General features: G+C 34.6%; 21 protein-coding genes. 7 read left to right on the top strand and 14 right to left on the bottom strand.

Annotated features, from left to right (window positions below; all coding sequences use genetic code 11):
• Positions 1-237: 237 nt before the first annotated feature.
• From ACXACQ_RS04580 to ACXACQ_RS04545, 8 genes are all read right to left on the bottom strand, one after another.
• Positions 238-1941 (bottom strand): Ig-like domain-containing domain, encoded by a 1704-nt coding sequence (locus tag ACXACQ_RS04580; protein WP_474974750.1) that lies wholly within the window; start codon positions 1939-1941, stop codon positions 238-240.
• Complete coding sequence (locus ACXACQ_RS04575) at positions 1938-2822, bottom strand: class I SAM-dependent methyltransferase (RefSeq protein ID WP_474974749.1); 885 nt, start codon at positions 2820-2822, stop codon at positions 1938-1940. Before ACXACQ_RS04575 ends, ACXACQ_RS04580 begins: the two co-directional genes overlap by 4 nt.
• Positions 2822-4687, bottom strand: a complete 1866-nt coding sequence (gene mnmG, locus ACXACQ_RS04570; RefSeq protein WP_474974748.1) for a tRNA uridine-5-carboxymethylaminomethyl(34) synthesis enzyme MnmG — start codon at positions 4685-4687, stop codon at positions 2822-2824. The genes ACXACQ_RS04575 and mnmG overlap by 1 nt, the downstream gene beginning before the upstream one ends.
• A 123-nt stretch (positions 4688-4810) precedes the next feature.
• Complete coding sequence (ybeY, locus tag ACXACQ_RS04565) at positions 4811-5224, bottom strand: rRNA maturation RNase YbeY (protein ID WP_474974747.1); 414 nt, start codon at positions 5222-5224, stop codon at positions 4811-4813.
• Positions 5224-5625: an ATP-binding protein gene (locus ACXACQ_RS04560; protein ID WP_474974746.1), complete on the bottom strand. Its 402-nt coding sequence runs from the start codon at positions 5623-5625 to the stop codon at positions 5224-5226. Before ACXACQ_RS04560 ends, ybeY begins: the two co-directional genes overlap by 1 nt.
• A gap of 4 nt (positions 5626-5629) precedes the next feature.
• Entirely contained in the window at positions 5630-8908 is a 3279-nt protein-coding gene (locus ACXACQ_RS04555) for a DUF4175 family protein (RefSeq protein ID WP_474974745.1), read from the bottom strand.
• 141 nt (positions 8909-9049) lie between these two features.
• A complete protein-coding gene (locus ACXACQ_RS04550; RefSeq protein ID WP_474974744.1) occupies positions 9050-9418 on the bottom strand; it encodes a hypothetical protein in 369 nt (122 codons plus the stop codon).
• Positions 9415-9762, bottom strand: coding sequence for a carboxymuconolactone decarboxylase family protein (locus tag ACXACQ_RS04545; protein WP_474974743.1), 348 nt, complete (start codon positions 9760-9762; stop codon positions 9415-9417). Before ACXACQ_RS04545 ends, ACXACQ_RS04550 begins: the two co-directional genes overlap by 4 nt.
• Positions 9763-9806: 44 nt before the next feature.
• Here ACXACQ_RS04545 and ACXACQ_RS04540 point away from each other — a divergent pair, with 44 nt between their 5' ends.
• Positions 9807-10481: a ComF family protein gene (locus tag ACXACQ_RS04540; protein ID WP_474974742.1), complete on the top strand. Its 675-nt coding sequence runs from the start codon at positions 9807-9809 to the stop codon at positions 10479-10481.
• Between the two features lie 337 nt (positions 10482-10818).
• On the opposite strand, the gene ACXACQ_RS04535 is transcribed toward ACXACQ_RS04540, so the two are convergent.
• Entirely contained in the window at positions 10819-11415 is a 597-nt protein-coding gene (locus ACXACQ_RS04535) for an HD domain-containing protein (protein ID WP_474974741.1), read from the bottom strand.
• A gap of 113 nt (positions 11416-11528) precedes the next feature.
• Here ACXACQ_RS04535 and ACXACQ_RS04530 point away from each other — a divergent pair, with 113 nt between their 5' ends.
• From ACXACQ_RS04530 to ACXACQ_RS04510, 5 genes are all read left to right on the top strand, one after another.
• Positions 11529-12083, top strand: coding sequence for an RNA polymerase sigma factor (locus tag ACXACQ_RS04530; RefSeq protein ID WP_474974740.1), 555 nt, complete (start codon positions 11529-11531; stop codon positions 12081-12083).
• Positions 12076-13407, top strand: coding sequence for a hypothetical protein (locus ACXACQ_RS04525; RefSeq protein ID WP_474974739.1), 1332 nt, complete (start codon positions 12076-12078; stop codon positions 13405-13407). The genes ACXACQ_RS04530 and ACXACQ_RS04525 overlap by 8 nt, the downstream gene beginning before the upstream one ends.
• 56 nt (positions 13408-13463) lie before the next feature.
• Positions 13464-14450 carry a DUF6268 family outer membrane beta-barrel protein gene (locus ACXACQ_RS04520; RefSeq protein WP_474974738.1) on the top strand — a complete coding sequence of 329 codons (987 nt, stop codon included), beginning with the start codon at positions 13464-13466 and terminating at the stop codon, positions 14448-14450.
• A gap of 363 nt (positions 14451-14813) precedes the next feature.
• Positions 14814-16373: an alkaline phosphatase D family protein gene (locus ACXACQ_RS04515; protein WP_474974737.1), complete on the top strand. Its 1560-nt coding sequence runs from the start codon at positions 14814-14816 to the stop codon at positions 16371-16373.
• 76 nt (positions 16374-16449) lie between these two features.
• Positions 16450-16998 carry a TlpA family protein disulfide reductase gene (locus ACXACQ_RS04510; RefSeq protein ID WP_474974736.1) on the top strand — a complete coding sequence of 183 codons (549 nt, stop codon included), beginning with the start codon at positions 16450-16452 and terminating at the stop codon, positions 16996-16998.
• A gap of 26 nt (positions 16999-17024) precedes the next feature.
• On the opposite strand, the gene msrA is transcribed toward ACXACQ_RS04510, so the two are convergent.
• From msrA to ACXACQ_RS04490, 4 genes are all read right to left on the bottom strand, one after another.
• Positions 17025-17570, bottom strand: coding sequence for a peptide-methionine (S)-S-oxide reductase MsrA (msrA, locus tag ACXACQ_RS04505; RefSeq protein WP_474974735.1), 546 nt, complete (start codon positions 17568-17570; stop codon positions 17025-17027).
• Positions 17571-17622: 52 nt separating this feature from the next.
• Positions 17623-19974, bottom strand: coding sequence for a 7TM diverse intracellular signaling domain-containing protein (locus ACXACQ_RS04500; protein WP_474974734.1), 2352 nt, complete (start codon positions 19972-19974; stop codon positions 17623-17625).
• Positions 19975-19985: 11 nt separating this feature from the next.
• Positions 19986-21086: a 6-phosphofructokinase gene (locus tag ACXACQ_RS04495; RefSeq protein ID WP_474974733.1), complete on the bottom strand. Its 1101-nt coding sequence runs from the start codon at positions 21084-21086 to the stop codon at positions 19986-19988.
• 232 nt (positions 21087-21318) lie between these two features.
• Entirely contained in the window at positions 21319-21714 is a 396-nt protein-coding gene (locus ACXACQ_RS04490; protein ID WP_474974732.1) for an acyl-CoA thioesterase, read from the bottom strand.
• 180 nt (positions 21715-21894) lie between these two features.
• On the opposite strand from ACXACQ_RS04490, the gene ACXACQ_RS04485 reads away from it, so the two are divergent.
• Positions 21895-23790, top strand: coding sequence for a M61 family metallopeptidase (locus ACXACQ_RS04485; protein WP_474974731.1), 1896 nt, complete (start codon positions 21895-21897; stop codon positions 23788-23790).
• Between the two features lie 24 nt (positions 23791-23814).
• Here ACXACQ_RS04485 and ACXACQ_RS04480 read toward each other — a convergent pair whose 3' ends face one another.
• Positions 23815-24789, bottom strand: a complete 975-nt coding sequence (locus tag ACXACQ_RS04480) for a polyprenyl synthetase family protein (RefSeq protein ID WP_474974730.1) — start codon at positions 24787-24789, stop codon at positions 23815-23817.
• Positions 24790-24810 lie beyond the last annotated feature (21 nt).

Below are 24810 nucleotides of genomic sequence, written 5' to 3'. Positions count from 1 at the left end.
TTATCCACACAGAAAAATTAGTTTAAAGTACTGATTTTCATTAGTTTATAATTTCAATCAACATTCTAGTTCACATTGTGGATAATGAATGTGAATTTGTTGTAAGTGTGGATTACCTGAAGGAAAACTCTGAGTTGTTTTAGATAATCCACACATCTTAGTTCAATTTTTAAATTCTTTTCTGTTTCCCACATTAGCGTTTGAGATTTCCACACATTATTATGTGGGTTATCCACACTAAAACTCGAAGTTGTTAGGACCTAATTCCCAATTAGCTCTTAGTGTGAGTTTCTCATTTCCTTCCGATGTACTGTAAAACTTGATTTCTTCTGGCTCTTTATTAAATAGAATATTACCCAAATCCCATTTTTGATTCCCATTGTTGTCAATGAGAGCTCTTAGTTTATAATCACCAGGAGTTACATTATCAAACCTAAAGTCCTTTCCATTATACACCTGCCTTACTACCTCTCCTTTTTCGTTTGTTAGTTGTAGATAATAGCTTGGTTCGTTAGTTTTTACATTAACTATAATTGTACCCAGTTGATTAGGTGTAGTAAATGAGAGGGCTTCTTTAATGGTTGTAGAGCTATCATTCTCTGCGCTTATAAAGGTGCCTTTCATTACGTAGAAATAAGGTGCTATCTGTACTTTCTTTTTGGCTTTGGAAGTATCTGCCTCGTTAGAATGGTTGTATCTTTCTGAAGCGGTTATATTTTTATCTTGCTGAACAAATAGGCTTGGGTCTATGCTATAATTTAAATGAGCGGTATCTCTGTACATGTTCCACGTGAAGTCTTCAGCTGTAAACATTTTTATGTTAGCCGAATCAAGAAATAAGTAAACGGTGTCATCTACTATTTCTTTCACAGGTTTGTTAAATGTGAATTCGGCTTTCAATACTGGAGTAATACTTAGTATTTTTTTTAGGTTATGCTTTTGAGTAAAAGTGGCGGGTTTTCTATCTGTTGTTTCAAATTTTATATAGGTAGTGTCCGTACGCTCCGCCAGAGATGAATCTGTGGCTGTTAAAATACCTTGTATACTATCGGTGAGATTAACATTATTATAAAACTGAACTGTATTGTGATTTTCATTGTCAATGTTGTACAATATATCATGTCCAGTATTATTCAATATAATTTTATCTATGTATTTGTTGTATTTTATATTGAACGTGGTGCCTGTTTGTCTGCCTCTTTGAAACTCTAAAGGTCGCACATCCATGCTATATACAGGGATTAGAATGTTGTTTTGATTACTATCTAATTCAATGATATCTGACTTAAAACCATAACTTTCTGATTTACTGTCCAGCATCAAATTCTTATTTTTATCGTTTAGAGCATATATTTTATAACTCCCTGCTTTGATATTCTGGATTTTAAAGTTTCCTTCTTCATCTGTTTTGGTGAGATAAATAGGTTTTCCGTTAAAGACATCTACTGTGTCTTTACTGTCATATAATGATACAGTTATGTCCTTTTTGGGCTGATTGGTGTACAAGTCATAAACGTTCCCCCCTACTTTGAGAGAATCTAGAAAATCCCCAGTACTGAATGCTAAAATCAATTCATTTGCTGGATTGCCCTCAGTAATGTCTTTTACAGCTTCTCTAAAATTGATTGAATATGTGGTATTATCTTTAAGAGGTTCGTCAAATTCAAGAATAACTTTGTTCTTTTTGTATTTTACCTCGTACTCGGAATCTAATGTGGGCGTTATTATTATTTGTTCCTTGGCTTTATCTAGTTTAATATACTCATTGAACTCCAACACTATTTGCTCACCTTTAAAATTAGTAGATTCATGCTTAGGTATTGAATTTTCTAATTCAGGTGGTTCCTCATCTTTAGGCCCGCCTGTTGGTGATGATTGATTAGCACACGCGTATAATAAACACAATGTTGGTATTAAAACATAACGTGATATTATTCTCATTTCTTTTTAATGATATAGATTAAGCTTGAGTAATTTTTATTATTGGCCCTAGCATAGTTATTGGCTTTCAATCCTTCTAACAATGCTTTTGGGTATTTCATAATACCGGTGCCAGTATTTGATTCACTTAGTAGAGAAACGTAAAATGAATCAAGTTTCATTGGTAGCACCTCTATTATTCTAAATTGATGCAATTCCATTAAGTGATGCATGGTACTTTGATTAAAATGATACAAATGACGAGGAACATCATAGGCGGCCCAGTCAGCACCATAATCTTCTGCATCCTTTGATTCATGGTTAGGTACTGCGATCATTAGCGTACCATTAGTGGCGAGTAGTTCGTATAATTTACCTACATACCAAGTTAAATCAGCTACATGCTCCAGTACATGCCACATGGTAATGACATCAAATTTTTCTGTGTGCAGTTCTTTTAAGTTAGTAAATATCGGTGCCTGAATGTTTTCAACAGATAGTTTACGAGCATTTTCGTCTGGTTCAATACCTGTTACAAACCAACCGTTATTCTTAGCTTCTGTTAAGAAATGACCTGTACCACAGCCTATATCTAGTAAATGACCTTTGCTACTATATTTATTAATCAGGCTTATTTTACTTTTTAAAGTAAATTTACGGGCTACTTTGTAAATAGCATTGGTGATATTGGTGGACTTGTCACTATGTGATATATAGTCTTCTGACTGGTAATATTTACCCAGTTCCTCATCTTTAGGTCTTGGATTGGTAAATATTAGATCACATTCGTTACATCTGTCTAAATTAAATGTTTCCTTAGACACCGAATAGTCCTTACACTTGAGATAATGTACGTAGTTATTACTGCCGCATGCAGGACATTGACTTAATTCTTTTAACATTACTTGCTTAAATAAACCATTAATATTGATATGTCAGCTGGTGATACTCCACTGATTCTTGTTGCCTGCCCTATTGTTTGTGGTTGCACCTGCTTTAGTTTTTCTCTGGCTTCAGCTGAGAGTGCTTTTATCTCATCATAGTTGAAGTTGGCTCTTATCTTTTTATTCTCTAATGATTCCATCTTTTCTGCCAGTTGCTTCTCCTTATCTATGTAACTGTCATACTTGACCTGAATTTCAGCTTGCTCTAGCACATGGTTAGAATACTGATTCATGTAATTATCAATAGCCGGGTCTAAAGATTTTACCTGATATATGTTTAACTCTGGCCTCTTAAGTAATGAGATTATAGGACCTCGTTGCTTTAATGTAGCAGACTTAAATTCTTCAAGTTTAGGGTTCGCTATATTGGGTTCAATTCGTTTTTGGTTCAGATCATTGATAAGATGTGCTACCTGTGTTTTCTTATCATTAACATTTTTTAGACGCTCATCAGAGGCTAACCCTATGTTGTGCCCTTTTTCAGTTAAGCGTATATCCGCATTGTCTTGTCTTAAAAGTATTCTGTATTCTGCTCTTGATGTAAACATACGATATGGCTCTTTAGTACCTTTATTTATAAGGTCATCAATGAGTACGCCTATATATGCTTCAGACCTCTTAAGGACAAATGGATCTTGTTCATGAACTTTGTTGTGGGCATTGATACCTGCTATTAAACCTTGGCAAGCTGCTTCCTCATAACCTGTGGTGCCATTAATCTGTCCAGCAAAGTATAGGTTGTCTACCAGTTTGGTTTCTAGAGTATTGTTTAACTGTGTTGGTGGAAAGAAATCATATTCTATGGCATAACCAGGTCTAAACATTTTGGCATTCTCAAAACCTGGAATCAAGCGTAGTGCTTTATGTTGCACATCTTCTGGTAATGAGGTTGAAAAGCCATTAACATATATTTCCACTGTATTCCAGCCTTCTGGTTCTACAAAGATTTGATGTCTTTCCCTTTCAGCGAATCTGTTGATTTTGTCTTCTATAGACGGGCAATACCTAGGTCCTAGCCCCTGAATTCGTCCATTAAACATTGGTGACTTTTCAAAGCCCGTTTGCAATGTTTCGTGTACATCAGAATTGGTGTAAGTAATATGACAGCTGCGCTGATGCTCTAAAGCCTGAGTTTCGTTACTGAATGAAAACTTTTCAGGGTTTTCATCACCGGCTTGTTCTTCCATTTTGGTATAGTCCAAAGATCTGCTATCCACTCTTGGAGGCGTGCCTGTTTTCATTCTACCTGATTCAAATCCTAGATTAACTAGATCTTCTGTAATGCCTTTGGCTGCTCTTTCACCAGTTCGACCACCACCAAAGTTCTTTTCTCCAATATGTATTAAACCATTTAAGAAAGTACCATTGGTGAGTACTACAGACTTTGCTTTTATTTCTAATCCTAAACTTGTCTTGATTCCAGCTGCTTTCCCATTTTTGACAATGATGCCAGTTACCATTTCTTGCCAAAAGTCTACATTAGGTGTATGCTCTAAAGCCAATCTCCACTCTTCAGCAAAACGCATTCTGTCGTTTTGGGTCCTTGGACTCCACATGGCAGGGCCTTTAGACTTATTAAGCATTCTAAATTGTATCATTGACTTATCTGAGATTATACCAGACATACCGCCTAAGGCATCTATTTCTCTAACAATTTGCCCTTTGGCTACACCTCCCATTGCAGGATTGCATGACATTTGAGCAATGGTATTCATGTTCATGGTTGCTAGCAAAACTTTCGATCCCATCTTAGCTGCTGCATGAGCGGCCTCACATCCAGCATGACCAGCCCCTACTACTATTACATCGTACTCTTCAAACATATTTTTAGTGTTCCACGTGGAACAGTTTTCATCTAATCTATAAACATAAAAAGTGTTCCACGTGGAACACCTTGTTTTTATTTTTTACTTACTGTAACTGTTCCACGTGGAACAGTTGTGTATTTATAGTGAAGTTATGCTCTCATCTTCCTTTTGTCGCATAACTGTTTTTTCTTCTGCAGTCTTGTCTTTATATCCTAATAGGTGTAGTGTTCCATGTATAAGGACACGAGCAAGCTCTTTTTTGAAGTCTAAATCCATGTCCTTTGCATTGTCCTCTACTCTTTCAATGCTGATGAATATGTCTCCTTCAATTTCTTTTTCTACTTCACTGTTGTCGAACGTGATAATATCAGTTAGAGTGTCGTGGTCTAGATACTCTACGTTGATATTGTGTAGGTAGTCATCTGAGCAGAATATGTAGTTTAATTCCTTTAATTCATAGCCCTCTTTAGTGATGATGCTTTTGATCCATTGATGGTGATGTTCTGGATCATGTAGTTCAAATTCAATGTCTTCAGTGAAAAAATTGATCATTAGTTTATATAGAAGTTAAGTTCTACAGTTTTGCCTTCGTCTTTAAATGTTACCTCGTCAGATAAATGCCTCATTAAAAAGATGCCTCTTCCTCCTGGTTTCTCTAAGTTTTCTGGAGATGTGGGGTCTGGAAGGTTCTTAAAGTCAAAACCTGGGCCTTCATCTTCAATTATAAATTTGATTAAACTGTCGTGTAGCGTTAATGATAGCGCTACATTCTTTTCTTTGTCTAGTTGGTTGCCATGTTTGATCGCGTTGTTAACCGCTTCAGTTACGGCAATCATAATGTTACCATAGATGTCATCATTCAATTGAAACTTCTCCTTGGCATTGTCAATGAAGCTTTCAATCATTCGAATGTTTTCTGATAACGATGGAATCTCAATTCTGATTGTATTCATCTAATTAGAGGTTAGGGTCTGTGCCTAGTCTTTTAAAATATTCGTTAACTTCTTTTTTATAATATGGGTACAGTTTCGGAGGAACTGTCTTTAATAATTCTATTTCTTTTTCCTTCATTTTAAAGTATTCTTCAAATGCTTTAGGCAATTCATTGTTGTAATCTTTAGCTGTTTCAGCTTCTCTTTTCTTCTCTTGTTCCTGCTCTCTCATAGCATCTTCAGCTTCTAGCATTCTAGTAAGGATCTCTTCTTGCCTTTTAATGGTCTCTTCTGTTAGTTGTTTGTTAACTAAATCTTTTTCAGTTTCCTCCATTTTCTGTGGTATACCTTGGCCTGGTTTATTGCCATTTCCGTCTTTAGGTAACCCTTCTTGCATCCCTTCCATTTGCTGCCTTATACGTTGTTGCTCTGCTGCAAGTTTTGCTAGTTCTTCAGAAAGCTGTCTGCCTGTCTTACCACTACGTTTTAGTTCGGATATTTTATTGTTTAATTGCTTCTGTAGATCACTTAAAGATGGCGTATTTCCTTTCTTCTCTCCTTTCTGGTTGCCTTTAGCATCGTTCATAGCGTTTTGCATTTGTTGAAGTACATCATCAAGCAATAAGGCTAAGTTATTCATAGATGTCATGGTAAATTGCTGCTCGGAAACAGCTACAGGTTTCTTCCTTTCTTTAATGGCATCTAAGCTGTTATTGATATGTCTGTTCATATCTCCAACCTCTCTTGTAACAAATGAACTAATTTGGAATACTCTTTTTGCTAAAGATAATAGACTGTCTTCTACAATTTTGGCATCATCTCTTAATTTAAGCTGCTCTTGCCCAAGGTCAACAAACCTAGGATCGCTTTGTTTTACGTTGCTAAATTCATTCATTAGAGCTTCTTCATCAAAAGAAAGGGTAATCAGGTTATGGATAATGTCACGCAGATGGTCTAGGTTTTCTTGCATCATGCTCATCTCCATGCCTTGCTGCATCTGTTCAAGCTTTTGTTTCATTTGCTTCATTTTCTGTGAAGCATTATTTTGTGATTGTTTGGCCTGCTTTCTTTTGTTTTTCTCTAATGATTCTTTCGATTTCTGTTGTTCTTCGCTTACTTCCTTTTGCTCTTCATCTGTGTTTGGTAAAGATTTAGGGCTTTCCATGTCTTGATTCAGCTCCTCTAACTCCTCTTGCTCTTTCTTAAGCTCATCAAATTCTTTGTTTAGCTCTTCTTGTTCTTTGCTTAATTCTTCTAAGTCAGTTTTCTTGTCCTCTGTCTGCTCACTGAGTTCTTGCTGTTTTTTAATTTGCTCATCAAGCTTATTAATCATTTGATCTAGTTTGTTCTCAAACTTCATCTTCTTGAATAGCTCCAAGGTTCTGTCTAGCTCTTTCTCTAGGTTATCTTCCTTGTTATTTATTTGGTCGAGCTTTTTCTGTATGTCTTCTATGTTTTCCTGATCCTCTAATAGCTTTTGAAGTTCTTCATAGAGCTTTTTAGTTTCTTCATCTAGTAACTCGTCCATTAGCTTCTGGAGTTCTTCAGCCTTTTTTTGAAGCTTTTCATCTTGCTCAGTAAAGCGATCCTGCTTTTGTTGATTCGCTTTGTTCTCTTCCTTGAGCTTTTCTATTGCTTTATTTAGCTCATCCTTCTTTTCAAGTATGTCCTTCAGCAGATTCTTTTCCTGCCATGTAAGCTCTTTCTTTCCTCTAAGTTTATTTTCAGCGTCTTTTATCTTCTTTTGTAGCTCTTTAGACTCTTTCAGTGTTTCTGATATCTCTTTTTCTGTTTTAGCTGTAGCTTGGTCTATCTTCTCTTGTACTTCTTGCGCTGTAGGTATTTTAAAAGAGAAAACACCTGTTTTTGTTGATTTTGATCCGTTTACTCCATCATTGTCCCAAACTTGTAAATAATATTGGAGTCCATCTCCCTTGTGGATATCGATAGAATCTAAATTCCATTGATAGAAGAATCTCTGACTACTCTGATTCGAATGGATGGGTATCTGAATGGATTTGTAATTTTTCTGTTCTGTATTCTTATAAAAGAGCTTTAATTGGGTTAGTCCATAATCATCAGAGATGTTACCGCCAAGTGCTATGTATTTAAACATGGTCGTATCTTGGAAGTTTTCTGAACTGATTTCTGGGTAGGCGTCTTTTATAACGTCTACCTTATATAGAATTTTCTCCTTATTGCTGCTGTACTTATTCTTTAAATTGAGGCTGTAAATTTGAGAATTAAAGAATTGTTTTTGATATATGAATTGATCCTCTTCTTTTCTATTGAATGCGTAAGGTTCATGTTTGCTGTCAAAATCTATAGCTAGGCTATCTGAGGCTATAGTGTTTATCTTCCATAAAACTTTGGACCCTTCTGGTATTTGTAGATTGCCTGTATTATTGAAAATTTCTCCTTTTCTAGATAAATACCGAGGAAACTCTACCTGAACAGTGAAATTTCCAATATTGGGTCTTGACACTACTGCAATGTCATAGTTCTGCGATGTAAAGCCTGCAGCTTCAAAATAAAGCGATTTGCTACTTTGTATTTTGTTAAAGGTGTAAGAGTATGTGTGTCCCTGCCCTTTTTCCAGCTTTATTTTTCTGCTGTTTTGCACCATATAAACCATTTCTGGCATAGCTTCTCCTTTTAGCTTTAGCTGTAGGTTGAAGTCTTCATTTTTAAAAGCAGTAAGGTCTTGGTTTATTACTTCAAATGTAAACGGTGCCTTTGGAGCAAATTCTTCGTTGTATTTCAGTATTCTTTCTGAAGATGCTGTTAATAGTGAAGGTTGTATGAAGTATAAAACCGCGATAATTAAAACTGGTACTATCAAATACTTATATAGAGAACTATTCTTTGAGGTATCAACGGCTTCAGAGAAATTATACTGATTAATAGCTGCATCTTTTTGATGTATACTAGCTTCAACTAAACTTCCACTCAAATTATTTAATTGAATGATATTCAATAATTTATCGCTCACTTCAGGGAAGTGAATCCCAATGTTTTTTGCAGCATCCTCATCAGAAATTACTCGACTTTTAGAGTTAAGTTGAAATAATGGGTATAGTACATAAACAAAGAGAGCCACAAGTGTGGCTGCAATGAATAGGAATAGTAAAGATGCCCTTATGATAGAGCCGAATCTGAAAGAGTATTCGAGTAAATTAAATACTACAAACATGGATAACACAAACCCGAGAGAAATGAACATTCCCCTAAGTGCTATATTTTTATAGTACTTCCTTTTATAAGATTTTATCTTATCAGATATTTGATTGCTATTACCTTTCATTTTATAGAATCCCTTTTTTGTGGGTTATCCTATCATTGATTTTGTTCAATATATACGCTTTTCTACTCTTGTTAGTTCACAGTCTTTGTGCTGATTCGGATAAATATACGTGCATCTATTTTTTAAACCAAAATGGGCATATCATCCGGCTTGGATGGAAATGCCCATTTCAACTTGAAAATATTCGATTACATGCATTTTGAGCATCTTTTCTTGTTCTAAGAGATCAAAGTGAGGTAATTTTTTTACTAGTTTCCAATGTGGCCAGCCCTGCTCATCTAATCCTTCTAGTTCATAGAAGCCAGAAAGACTTAATACTTTGCAAATGGCTATATGCATGAGATCTTGTTTTTCCTCTTTACTAAATATTTTTTTGCCCTTGCCGAGCTCCTGAACACCTACTAAAAACAATACAGCATTTAAATCCTTTGGCTTTTTGCCTATGATTTGTTCTAATTGCTTTAATAGCTGTTGCCAGGTTCTTTCTAGCTCCAGATCTTTTTTAATCATCCCTTATGGTTTTCTAGTTCTTCCCAATATTCAACAGCTCTTCTCAAATGTGGTATTACAATAGTCCCTCCTACTAAATTGGCTATTGCAAAAGATTCAAATACTTCGTCTTTAGTTAGCCCTATTTCATGACATTTACCTAAATGATAGCTGATACAATCATCGCACCTCAATACCATGGATGCAACTAGCCCTAAGAGCTCCTTAGTTTTAACATCTAAGGCACCTTCTGCGTAAGCATTCGTGTCTAGGTTAAATATCCTTTTTATCACTTTATTGTCGGCCGAAAGAATCTTATCATTCATTTTGGCGCGGTAATTATTAAATTCTTCGACTTTATTCATTATCTTCTAATACTTTAATCGGCAAATATATTGATTCTCACAAAATGCTAAGTGATTTCGTATCATTGTTCTTTCCTAATTGCTGTCTTATCTGTAATAATGGATTGGTTAAAGGCGAACGCTTTATTTGTGAAGTCTGTCAGGTAGAGCTTCCTAAAATAGATTTCACTTCTCCTCAATCTAACTTTGTAATACAGAAATTCTATGGGAAAGTTCCTATGCAGCATGCCCTTTCCTACTATAAATTCAATAAGCAAAGTCACGTACAGAAAATGCTGCACAAACTTAAATACGATAATTACCCCGATCTAGGTGTCTATTTGGGCGAAAAGTTTGCTATTGAGTTAAATGAAGCAGATTGGCTGAGTGAATATGACCTTTTAATACCCGTTCCCTTGCATAGAAGTAAATTAAGACGAAGAGGTTATAATCAGAGTACTAAAATTGCCGAAGGCTTAGCATCTATAACCGGTATTCCTCTGGTTGAAGAAATATTGGAGAGACGTATCAAAACCCAGACTCAAACGAGAAAAACGAGACGTCAACGTTGGGAAAATGTGGAATCTATATTTACAACTTCTGTTCAGCAGCTTAATCAGTCCTGTCTTATAGTTGATGATGTCATTACTACTGGTGCCACAGTTGAGTCATGTGCTATTGAGTTGATCAAAATCGGATGCCCCAAAATTGGTTGTCTTAGTTTGGCCGCTGCTCAATGAATAGTGACTATAGTTGAATAAAACTTCGGCTTTTTAACTTAATTTGATACCTATAAAATTATATTATAAAACATAATAATGAATTTATTGATATTATGTTATTAAAATTAATTGATGTATATTTTATAAGACTTATATTAATTTATTTTCTGTAAAATTCTTGATTTATTTAAAATGAATTTAGTTTTCTTAAACTCATTGAAAGCATATTTAATTAAGATTGTTTTATTAATTTAATAAAACTTAATAAAAATTTTAATACCTTATTTTTTCAATTTTATAAAGACTAATTCTGAATTTATTTGGTAAATATTAACATAGAAATATTATATTAATATCAACTAATTGAATTGAGATGTTGGAGGTTTGCTTTAATATTTTTTTGCTTTTTCATTTCCCATTTTCGCTTTCCATATTTTGTACAGAACTTGTGTTTTCTTAAAAATTCGTAGTTCCTTCGGTAAAAATCCTGATCTGTAAAATTTGATTGAAAAGTACTCTCCCACTCCATTCTAAGCCTTTTTAATATAGAAAAGTAGTGATTACAAGCTAAATGAAAGGCGTCAGCATCGCGTAGAATTTTCTCTTCTGTACATTGAGCCGTATAATTAATTCTGGTGGCATTAATTGCGTTTAAAACTTTATTGATTTTACGTATGGAATATTGCTTTTTTAATAAAAATTCCATAGCAATATTTTTGCTCTCTTCTTCATGCCCAATGTATTCTTTGATGTAACCGGTGTCATGAAACCACGCAGCAATTAATACTACTTCTCGGGTTTCATCATCAGCTCTTATTTCATTACAAATTTCATTGGCTGCTTCTACCACCATGTGAGTATGGCTTAAATTATGAAAGTGATAATTGGCCGGTATTCGTGAGAGTAAATCACTTGCAAATTTTTCGACCTGTTTGAGAATAGAAGTTTCCATAATTAAAAAATCGTTATCATATTCACCACGTAGAATTTTTTTAAATGGTTGGTCACTGTTTTCATTATTTAATACCAACCATTGTGTAGTTCTATGCGTGTAGTATTTGGATCATGATAACAGATAAAAGTTTTAAAACTTTAATTAAAAAATGTAGAGCGGGGGATCGGGAATCGCAGAACTCGATTTACAGAGAATACTATTCTTATGCTATGAGCATATGCCTTCGCTACTCGAGAGATAAAGAAGAAGCGTATGAAATAGTTAATGATGGTTTTATTAAAGTATTTACTCACTTGGAGAAGTATACCGATACATTGTCTTTTACTGGATGGATCAGAAAAATAATGATTAATACTTCCATCGATTATTATCGTAGAAACGAGAAACATTATCATGGTGTAGACATATTGTATGCTAAATATGAAAATAGTACCGAGGATATTTTGGATACCATTTCTGAAAAGGAAATTATTGATTTGATTCAGAATTTGGCTCCTTCTTATAGAATAGTGTTTAACCTGTACGTAATTGAAGGTTATAAACATCATGAAATAGCTAAGAAACTAGGAATTAGTGAAGGTACTTCAAAATCAAATTTGTCGATAGCGAGAGCAAAATTACAAGCCGCTATTTTAAAAACTCAAAATCGAAGAAGTCATGGATGATAATAAATTTGACGATAAAATAAGAAATAAGGTTAATGACTATCAATATACTGATTTTGATCAATCAGCTTTTGCTGATTTTCAATCACGTATGGATAATGTAAAGATAGTTAGGTGGTACGAGCCTTATTTGAAGCCATTGAAATATGCTGCTGCCATAATTTTTATATCATTATTAAACTTTGGGCTTTATGCATATTATGATGCTAAGAATAATGATTTGCTAATGACGCAATTGGCCGAACTACGTGCCGACAATGAAGAGCTAGATGCTTTGAAAAACCAATTGTCGGAGATTCAACGGCATCGTAACACTCCTGATACTGTGTATGTAAAAAGCAGTTTCACAAAAATAGGTAGGTATGCTTCAAATTATGAAAACTATGAAAAAGGTGGTTCGTCTAATCAAGAAGCAATTTTGAAATTCATTAATCAACTTCCTGTTTCATACCAGCAGCTGATTAATGAATATGCCTCAACAAATTCTGATTTCTCAAATCTATATCAGTACAATAAAAATGAGTTATATTCACCTAGTAAAATCCAAGGTAAGGGCTTTGAACCTTATAAAATTGCTTTAAACAGCCGTTTTGAGATTGCGCCTGTAGACATGCCCGCTAAAAATGCTTTGGACAAAGAAGACAAAAAATATAGTGTAGCGTTTTTAAGAAATGTAGAAAAGCATCATATGCATGGCATAGGTGTAAAAGTGGGGCCTGAGTTGGAAATAGGTAAACTTGGTGGAGCAGATATGAGTGGAAGAGCTTATTTAGGGCTTGGGGCTGAGGCCGAAATTATATTTACCCCTGCTGTTCGCCTGGTAACGGGTGTAAATTATATCACCAGTAATTATGTATTAAATTCTGCCCATGATCTCAAGGCAGAAGCGCAGAATTATCCTGCCATTGATAATGAAATTGGAGAGTTGAATAAGATTGAAAGTCGTACGCATGCAATAGTCACGCCCATTCATGCCAAATATAATTATCCTTTAGATAGAAATAGAGATATTTTTGTGAGTGCTGGCCTATCTCCATATGTGGCTACTGTCCAAAATTTCAATTATTCCTATGGGTTTAATTATGATGGTGCAGGAAATCAGGATGATTATTCTGTTGATATAAAAGCTAAGAAGCATACCGATAGTCCAAAATTTTATGCAGGAACTGTAGATATGAAAGTAGGCATGGAGAGAAAAGTTAATGATAATTCTACTGTAAGTTTTGCTGCGTTTTATAAAAGAAGTGTAGAGCCAATAGGAATAGAAGGTGAAAATTATGGTGTTGCGGGTATTCAAACGGCCATAAAGTTTACAGCCCGATAGGTTTTTGGAACTTTCTAAAAGGGTTTCCAGTTTCTTAAAAACTCATATACGACTCTATGCAAAAACTGACCATTGTTCTATTATTATTAGTTTCTGGCCAAGGTGTTAGGGCACAACTGACAGAATCAGCAAGTGAACTTGAACCAGCTTCGCTGCCATATAGGCCGCGGATAGCTGAGATTACTTTCAACAACTTGTACGATTATTCCATGAATAGCACTTCTAGTGCTTATGGTGAAGCCAGCTCTAAAATACAGCGCGATAAACAAATGAAAATAAGGCTGGGTGTTCCGATAATAATGAAGGATAAGAAAATGTTTGGGGTACAGTTTAAGTATGACAAGCACAATTTTGTTCTGGATCGGGATCTCAATGCAAGTGCTTATGAACTATATGATCATCTTGAAAGTAAGAATTTTACTAGCCTGGGGGCACGTGCTTTGTATCAAGTAGAGCTCACGGAAGATAAAAAGCTCTCATTTATTGCGGGAGCAGAACTAAAAAGTGACCAAATTCAGTGGCAATTAAATACAACAAAGTATTATGCGCATGCTGGATATGAAGTGAAAATAAATAAAAACAGTAAAATTGGAGCTGGTTTGGCTATTGCTTACACATTGAAAACTCCGCAGATTTATCCACTTGTTAGTTATGAGCATCACTTCAATAAACAGTGGACTATGGATTTGTATCTACCTAAAAAAGTGTCATTCCGATATAAAGTAAACGAACGTTTTTATATCACTGCCTCTACGGAAGTTAAAGGATGGCGATATGCCTATAAGGAAAAGGATTTCTATGATAATGAAACAGTTACTTTAAGAAAGTCTGATATTTTCAGTGGCCTTTCTTTTGAGCATGAGCTCCATGATTGGTTATGGTTTTCTTTGGATGCGGGATATGCTGTTAACCTTAGAAGTTATGTAGCCAAAGTTGGTGATCGAAGACGCGATGCCATTGTTGATATGAAGGCAGGCAACGCACCGTATGCCCGATTCGGGATTTTTATAGTTCCGCCTAAAAAGTTTTATTATAAACATTAGTTATCCACAACTGTGGATAACTAATGTTTATAGACTCATTTTATCTTAAAATTAGGCGTGATTTATATTCATATTATATATTACTTATGATATTTTTTTCAGTATAAAATTGAATGAAATATGTGGAAAAGTTATGTTGATAAAAATTATATTTAATTCAATTAAGAATAGATTTTTAGACCATTTTCCCTATTAATTTTTTTATTATTTTATAAGTCTTAATTTAATTTATAACTTATCTTTTTTACTGTTCTAATTAGTCATAAAATTTATCTTATTCACTAGAATGAATAATTGAATTAGGAAATATTATGTGTAGCAAAATTTTATGTAGAAATTAGCCGCGGATAATATCTTTAATTCATGAAAAAATATATTGCGTCAATATTAACAGTTGCTACGCTGTTCTCGTGTGGTAAAAAGTCTGAAACTAATGCCATTAAAATGGCGGATACAGATTTGTCTAAATTCTATAAAGCTGATCTGAAACCATTTTATCATGGTGTGGCTTCAGGAGACCCCCTTTCTGATGCTGTAATTATTTGGACACGTGTAACGCCCGAAGATTCGGTTGATCACATTAAAGTGGTTTGGGAAATGGCTCAAGATAGCTCATTTACTGAAATTATAGCTTCAGGTGACACCATTACTACTCCGGAGGTGGACTATACGGTGAAGGTAGATGTAGAAAAATTGAAGCCAGCTACGCACTATTTTTATAGATTTAAGGCATTAAATGGGGTTAGTAGCACTGGGCGTACTTTAACAACACCTGTTGATAATATAGACAGTCTCAAATTTGCTGTGGTAAGTTGTAGCAATTTTGAATGGGGGTATTTTAATACCTATGGCAGAATTGCGGACAGACAAGACATAGATGCTGTAATTCATTTGGGCGATTACATTTATGAGTATGCACCTGGAGGTTATGGAGATACTACGCTGGGTCGAATACATATTCCGGATCACGAATTAATAAAACTGCAGGATTATAGAGAAAGATATGCAGAGTATAGGTTAGATCAGGATCTTATGAGAGCTCATCAAATGCATCCTTTCATTTCTGTTTGGGATGATCACGAAGTGGCTAATGATGCTTATGTAGGTGGCGCGCAAAATCATCAGCCCGAAGAAGGCGATTATACAATTAGAAGAAATGGAGCTAAACAAGCTTACTACGAATGGCTGCCAGTGAGGGCAGCGGCAAATACACCGCTATATAGAACGTTTCATTTTGGTGATTTGGTGGAGGTAATTATGCTTGATGAAAGAATGGCCGGAAGAACAGCCCCTGTCGATACTGTAGACGCTCCAGGTTTTGCCGATAGTACAAGAACTATGCTCGGCAAAAAGCAGTTTGCATGGTTTACTAATGAGCTCAAAGAAAGTAAAGCCACTTGGAAGTTAATTGGAAACCAGGTAATATTTTCTTATTTAAATTATGATTGGCCAGATTTTAAAATAAATATGGACTCTTGGGATGGCTATCCGGTGGAGCAGCACAAGCTTGCCGATAGTCTGGGAATGAATGAAATTAAAAATGTAGTTTTTGTTACTGGAGATACTCATTCAGCATGGGCATTTGAAGCCAATATTGATCCTTTTAATCGTTATAATGATGAATATTCTTCTAAGCCTGTAGCTATTGAGCTTGGTGTAACCAGTATTAATTCAAGTAATTCGGATGAAAGGCATCCGCTTGATACGGTATTGCATCATCAAAAAATTGTGATGGAAAAATCAGTTAATCCACACATTAAATATACCAACTTGCATGATCATGGATATTTATTATTAACCTTATTCCAAGATCATGGGCGTGCCGATTATTATTTTGTAGAAACGGTTAAGAAACCAACAGATAAGGAATTTTTAGAACAAACGGTGCTGTTCAACAAGGATGATTATAAACTTAAACTGTAAATAAGGTAACTTAAAGATTACTCAATAGAATTACCTATCAATTTTAATAGATTTAAATTCAAACAAAACTTATCTCATGTATATAAAGTCTTTAATTTCAGCGGTTTTATTGATGACTACATTCAGTCTTGCTAATGCGCAAGTGGTAGGTAAACAATTTCCAGAATTAGAAGCCGAAACGGTAGAAGATAAAGTAGTTAACTTGCCTAATGATACAAAAGGTAAATTTACTTTACTGGGTCTGGCTTATAGCAAAAAGTCTGAGGGTGATCTTAACACTTGGTTTAGTCCTATTTATAACAAATTCATAAGAGAAAATACCGGCCTTTTTGGCTCATTTGGATATGATGTGAATGTTTATTTTATACCTATGTTTACTGGTATTAATGCTGCTGCCACGGGTACAGCTAAAAATAAGGCCAGCAAAAAAATAGACCCTAAATTGTTACCTTATATATTATTCTACAAGGGTAAGCTAAAACCGTATAAAGAAGCGCTAGCATTTGAGAAAAAAGATGTTCCTTACTTATTTGTATTGGATAAGGACGGAAAAATTGTATACGCTACATCAGGTAAATTTACTGACAAGAAAATGTCAGAAATAGAGTCTAAGTTAGAAGAATAAGTAAAGGGCAGTTATCTGCCCTTTTTTTATTTAAGCTTTTCAGCAAAAACAGCTTTTACTTTATCTACTTTTGGTTTCACTACAAATTGACAGTACGGTTGGGCTGGGTTATCATTAAAATAGTTTTTGTGATAATCTTCTGCAGGGTAAAATAGGCCTAACTCCGTTATTTCAGTAACGATAGGACTTTCAAAAGCTTTAGCAGCGTCTAATTTTTCCTTCATTTCTTCTGCTGTTTTTTTCTGCTCATCATTATGGTAATACACCGCTGACCTATATTGCGTACCAACATCGGCTCCCTGCCTGTTTAATGTTGTAGGGTCGTGAGTTTTCCAAAACACTTCCAAAATTTCAATATAACTGATAACACTAGAATCGTATGTTATTTGTGCCACTTCCGCATGACCTGTTAATCCGCTGCACACCTCTTTATAGGTTGGATTTTTTACTTTTCCTCCCGTATAGCCGGGCATTACCTCAATAACCCCATTGAGCTGTTGAAAAACCGCTTCAACGCACCAAAAGCACCCCGCTCCTAATGTAGCTGTTTCTATATTTTTATTATCTCCCATTGTTTCTCTCTCTTTGGTCTTAAATAAAGTATACGATGCACTATATTCTTGGTTACTTAACAGGAATCTCCACAGTAAATGTAGATCCTACTCCTTCTATACTATTCATTATTATTTGGCCATTCAATCGTTCTACGATCTCTCTAACAATGTATAGTCCTAATCCAGTACCACCTGAGCTTTCATTAGCACGATAAAACATATCGAAAACACGATGCTGATACTCTTCCGGTATTCCTGGTCCAAAATCTTGAATGGAAATTGATAAAACTTGATGCCTTAATACAGCTTTTATGTTTAGCACTTTGTTATCTGATTCTCTACACCCATAAGATATGGCGTTGTTCATGATGTTTCTCACAATTACACGTAGGCGAGCCAAATCAGTGTAAATGGGTTGATCCACAATTACCTCTATATTTTCCTTTACATCTTTAATTCCGTCCAAATAACTAAGTTCATAAAATGTATCTCTTATCAATTTATTGATATCGATCTCCTTTTCTTGTATATCTAGTCGTGCATTTCTAGAAAAATCTACAATATCTTTTATGGTACTATTAAGTCTATGAATGGAATTGGCCATCATTTCATAGTAAGTTTCTCGAGAATCTATTTCAGTTTCGTATTTGACCAAGTTAATAAGCCCTAATACTGAAGTTAGTGGAGCTTTTAGGTCGTGACTTGCACTATAGACAAAACTGTCTAATTCTCTGTTTACTTTAATTAACAGCTTGTTTTGTTCTAATAATTTTTTCTCAGATTTTATGCGTTCGGTAATATTATAGGAGAAAAATGATGCTCTAGTGATTACATTATTTTCTGATATTGGATATCCGTATATTTCATAATGCGCAATATTTCCATTTATAATACGCTCTTCTTTGTAATAACCTTTATTCCCAGCCAAAACTTCATCATATCTTTGCTTCCAAGTGGCAGCGGCTTCCCTTCTATCACTTTTGGTTAGATAATCTATCACACTCACTCCTCTTTCAGCTTTAATTTGATAGAACTCTTCAAATGTTTTTTCAAAAATAGTATTGAAATCTATCAGTGTGTAATCTTCATTAATCAATGAAATAGAACTATCGGCATTATCTAAAATAGCCCTTAGTTTTATTTCCTTATTTAGAATATCTGCAGTTCTTTCTTTAACTTTTTCTTCTAGCTCTCTATTTTTCTGTTCTATCAAATGCTGTTTATTAATCTCTTCTTTTATTAAGCTTTGATAAATTTTATATATTCTTTCTCCTAGGCCATAAGAAAGTATTAAAGTACTTACAATAAAACCAAAATGAATGGAGTAATTAAACACCTCATTATAATTAATAATACTTAGCTGATTGAAAATAAAAGCTATAGTGAAAATTCCTAAAAAAGTGTAAGCAATGAAAAAATAGCTAGCCTGTGGCACCTTCTTTTTAGTTGATTTATAGCCTACATAAATCATTCCTGAGCATACAATAACACTTATTGCATTTTTTAATATAAAGCCAGTTATAGGAGCTATCAATAGGCTTAAAATGGTAACTAATAATATGCTTCCGATAATGATATTAACTATTTTGTTGTCATTTTTTGACCATGTTTTCAAGTTTAAAAACTCTTTCATGAATAGTAACCCCAAAACATGCGTGAGTGTCATGGTCACCACATCTTGATAGCCCGCAGTAAATTCTGTAAGCCAAAAGAAATATTGAGAGGCGAAACCGTCAGTAGCACCTGTTACCAGAGCTACAAAGAATATGTAAATAGCGTAAATACCAAACACTGGAAATTTGGTAGTAATAAGAAGTAAAATGTTATATAGTATTAGTATAAAAAGAGCACCATAGAAGAGACCTAAAAATGTTCTTTCTGTAGTAGAGTCTGAGAGTGCTTTAGCATCGCCTTCTAAAGTAACGGCTATATTTTTATAATTGGGGGAGCTAACTTTAAAATATAATTCAGTAAACTGGCCAGGATCAATAGTTACCAAGAAGTTGTTATGATTGCCTCGTATATTTTTTTCCAGTGGGGCTACACTTGCTCCTGTTTTGGAATAGGTTTGCCTGCCAGATTCACGTGCTTCATATAATTCTATCTTATGAAGAGATTGATCCTTAAAGTCTATTACCACTTTTTGAGGATCAAAACTTAAGCCCATGATGGTTAGCTTAAGCCATATGGGAGAATTGGAAACCCCTTTCCATAGTCCTTTTTCAGTTACCGGTTTCCAAGTTTTGAAGTTTGCTTCACTTACTTTATCTATGGTAAGTGAAGAAGAAGAATCAACTACATAACTGAGATAGCTGTTTAAATTCAATTTATGATCAACATCTTCTATCTGTAAAATATTTTGAGCTTCTGAGCTAAAGGCAGACAAAAGAACAAAAACAAATAGGCAAATCTTCCCCCTCATCAACTACTGAATTAATCTCCAAAAGATATACCAATACCTTTGGCTGCTTTAACTAAATAAGAATCTGGCTTCACAAAATTGTAATCGGTAATAGCTTCTTTTAGCGTTACTGTGGCTATTTCATTATTGATATAAGAAACCATTTTTCCATAATCTTCAGCTAGCGCTAATTCAAAAGCCCTAACACCAAATAATGTTGCTAAGGTTCTGTCAAATGCCACAGGTGTACCTCCTCGCTGCGTATGACCAAGTACAGCTTCGCGAATGTCAGCTTTACATCCTGCAGCTTTTAGTTCGGCTGATAGTTTATAAGCTACGCCACCAAGTCTTACGTTTTCATAACCCAGTTCATCGCTATTTCGTGCCAATACAGTACCCTCTTTTGGTTTTGCCCCCTCAGCAATTACTATATTAACAAAGCCCTTGCCTTTATCGTATCTTTTATTGATTCGCTTTACTACCTTTTTTATATCGTAAGGAATTTCTGGAATAAGACAAATTTCAGCTCCGCCAGCAATGGCTGTGTGCAGCGCAATCCAACCAGCATCCCTACCCATCACTTCCATTATCATCACACGATCATGACTTTCAGCAGTGGTTACAAGTTTATCAAAACTATCGGTAGCAATTTGCACCGCTGTGCTAAAGCCAAAAGTTAAATCAGTGGCCGATAAATCATTATCTATAGTTTTAGGAACACCAATGATATTTAATCCTTTTTCATAAAGGTGTTGTGAAATTCTTTGGCTACCATCACCGCCTATACTTATTACCGCATCTATTCCTAAAGATTTAATTCTTTCTATTAAAAACTCTGATCGGTCTTCCGTAGTCCACGTACCATCTTCTAACTGTACAGGAAAGTCAGTAGGATTACCCTTGTTGGTAGTTTTTAAAATGGTACCACCTTTTACATGAATACCAGCAGTGGTTTTATCGTTAAGTTTAATGAGTTCCATGGGATCTTTCATCACCCCATTAAAAGCTTCCTTACTACCTATTACTTCCCAACCTTTTTCTTTTTTTGCTCTTTTTACAATTCCTCTTATTACAGCATTTAATCCTGGGCAGTCGCCTCCGCCAGTTAGTACTAATAGCTTTTTCTTACTCATTATTTTAAATTTCAAAATTTGAAATGCAGTCAAAAATTACAGACTTCTTACTCTGAGAATATCTGCATAGTAATATTACTTACTAACAACATAATGTCAATAAGATATATATATTTTATTTATAATGATCTTGTAATCATATTGTTTACCCAAACTAAAAATAGATCAACTCCTTGGGCCTGTGCAAGATAGGACCTCACCCAGAAGTAAACCGGGTGAGGCAGTGTATGTTTTAATTGTTGTTATCTAAACGATCTTTAACATAGGTGATTTCAGTTTTTCCATGTGGTAAAGGCTTACCATTTTCATCAAGGCTAACAAAAACTATTTTATCCACAGCTAAAATAGTTTTGTGGGTAAGTTTATTTCTTACAACACAAGTTAATGTTAGGGATGTAGTTCCAAAATGAGTGGCTTCCATACCCAGCTCTATTATGTCTCCTTCTTTAGCTGAACTAACAAAATTAATTTCAGACATGTATTTTGTTACACAGCGTTGATTTTCTAGTTGAATAATAGCATAAATAGCAGCTTCTTCATCAATCCATTTCAAAAGACTACCTCCGAAAAGTGTTCGGTTAGGATTCAAATCCTCTGGTTTTACCCATTTTCTGGTATGAAAATTCATAATCAATCTATTTAAGTATAAAATAGTTACAGTTAATACCTGTACATATAAAAATCAACGAGATCCACAGCTAAGGGTTGTTATTAAAGCTTCTAAATTAGCCACCTTCCTTTTATCAAAAAAATCTAACTATTACTTACATTATTGCGTTTCTTCACCAAAAGAACATTAAAGTATATTATGAAAAAACTTTTGGTTTTGCATTTTTTTATAGTGCTATTAGGCACTCAATTATATGCAGCTGACGATTACCAGTATATATTGGACCTTACCAATGTTAAAAATGATAAAGTTCATGTAGAATTAATTCCGCCAAAGCTTAAAGAGAATACCATCAGCTTTTATTTTCCAAAGATGATTCCCGGCACTTATGCTATTGAAGATTATGGAAGAATGATATCTGATTTTAAAGCATTTGATAAGAAAGGGAATGAACTACAAGTAGAAAAATCTGATGCTAACACTTGGGTTATTCACAAGGCTAAAAAACTGATGAAGATTTCTTATTGGGTTGAAGATACTTATGACACTCAACTAGAGGGGCCTGAAATTTTTCAACCTGCTGGTACTAATATAGAAGCTAACACTAATTTTATCATTAATAGTAGCGGGTATTTTGGTTTTTTTGAAGGACTTCAAAAAGCACCTATTACATTAAGTGTTATTAAGCCCGAAGGGTTTTATGGTGCTACTGGACTAAAGCCAACGAGTGTAAACGCTAAAATATCTTCTTTAAAAGATTATAAGGCTCAAAACGGTGGAGCTGTTGATGTATTTACTGTTAATGATTATGATAAGTTAGTTGACTCTCCTATTATGTACAGTAAGCCTGATACAGCTACCGTAAAAGTAGGGAATACTGACGTTTTAATAGCTTCGTACTCTCCTACTAAAAAAATTAATTCAAAAGAAATAGCGGCCAGTATACAAGAAGTATTAATGGCACAGCAGCAATATTTAGGCGGTGAACTACCTGTAGATAAATATGCCTTCATATTTTATTTTACAGATCAGCCTGTATATTCTTACGGTGCTTTAGAGCATTCTTATAGTTCGTTTTATTTTATGCCCGAAATGACTATAGAGCAAATGGCTCAGCAGTTGAGAGATTTTGCTGCGCACGAATTTTTCCATATAGTAACGCCATTAACCATACATTCAGAGGAAATTGAAAATTTCAATTTTCATGCACCAGAAATGTCAGAACACTTATGGCTATATGAAGGTATGACAGAATATTTTGCTGGGAATATGCAGGTTAAGTATGGGCTGATTACTAAGGAAGAATACCTCAAAGTAATAAGAGAAAAAATGATTACTGCTTCTCAGTTTATTGATTCTGTTGCCTTTACTACTATCAGTAAAAACGTGTTAGATAAATATGAAGATCAGTATTATAATGTTTACCAAAAAGGTGCGCTAATAGGAATGTGCCTGGACATAGAACTGCGCGATTTGTCTGGTGGGAAATATGGAGTTCAAGATTTAATGAAGGATTTGTCTACCAAATACGGTAAGAATAAAGCTTTTAAAGACGATGAATTATTTACAGCCATTACTGAGCTTACTTACCCTGAAATAGGTGAATTTTTAAGCACATACGTAGCAGGCACAGCTCATTTGCCATATGCTGAAGAGTTTAAAAAAGTAGGTATTGCATTTAGCCCTGAGGAAATTATAAAAACCTTGAGCTTAGGTATACAACAGGCCAATTTAAGTATTGCTAACTATGAAGATCAGCAATATTTGGCTATCACAAATGCTGAGAATCTAAACCCTATGGGAGATTCTATAGGATTTGAAAATGGAGATATTATATTCGCGATTAACGGTGATGAGCTCCCTCCACTTGGACCAGATTTGGGTAATTTTATTGTTGATAAGCAACATAGTCTTAAAGTAGGAGAAACAATTACTTACACAGTATTACGGGAAGATAAAAATGGGGGTAGAAAGAAAGTAAAATTATACACCACTATATTTGAGATAGAACAACCTCAATTGTTTTTACTTCAGTTTGACCCGAATGCCACACCAGATCAAATTAAGCTTAGAAACTTTTGGCTAGAACCATAAAAAAGGCGACTTAAGTCGCCTTTTTTAGTTTTCTCTATTGATTAAGCTTTCTGCAAAAGCTCTTAGTTCTTTCTTTTTGTAAAGAGGTGCATTTAATTTATTGAGTGCTTTGAATCCTTTTTCAAAATACTCATTCATTTTAGCTTCTGTGAGCGATTTTATATTCACTTTATCATAAAGTGCTGTTACCGCGTTTACTTTCTCTTCATTGTCAAATTCAGACGTAGTGAGCCATTGGTTTAAGCTCTCTGCATCATTACCAGTGCACAGTTCCATGGCTTTTATCAGGAGAAATGTCTTTTTATTAGAAATGATGTCTCCCCCAACCTGCTTACCAAACTTCTTCTGATCTCCATAAACATCCAAAAGGTCATCTTTTAACTGAAAGCCAATACCAATGTTAATTCCGAATTCGCGTAGATTTTTTCGGTTTTGCTCATTATTATTACTTAGTATAGCTCCAAGCTCTAAACTCAAACCTAATAATACAGCCGTTTTGAGTTCTATCATTTCTAGATATTCGTTTTCAGAAACATCGCTTCTCTCTTCAAATAACATATCTAGTTGTTGGCCTTCGCATACTTCCGTAGCACATTTGTTGAATGCTTTTAAAAGCTCATTAGTAATACAAGGGTCACTGCCAATTAAAAAATCATAAGCCTTAATAAGCATTACATCTCCAGATAGAATAGCTCTGTTGTTGTCCCATTTAGTGTGTACAGTGGTTTTCCCTCTTCTCAATGGAGCCTCATCCATAATATCATCATGCATTAACGTGAAATTATGAAATACCTCAACGGCAAGTGCTTGTTTAATGACGCTTTTAACATCATCACTGTATAATTGATAAGATAACAACGCCAAAAGAGGTCTTAGTCTTTTACCTCCTAAACTCATAATGTAATTTAATGGCTCATAGAGTTCTTTAGGTCTTTCGCCATAAGAGAGCTTGGAAATTTCTTTGTCAATAAGCTTTAAAAGCTGCTTGGTATTTTTCATAAGGTTATTTAAATCTTGGCT

The sequence above is a fragment of the Fulvivirga sp. AWR4_260 genome, assembly GCF_056158185.1.
Note: the sequence above shows the minus strand (reverse complement) of the source record. Positions and strands in the feature narration are given on the sequence as shown.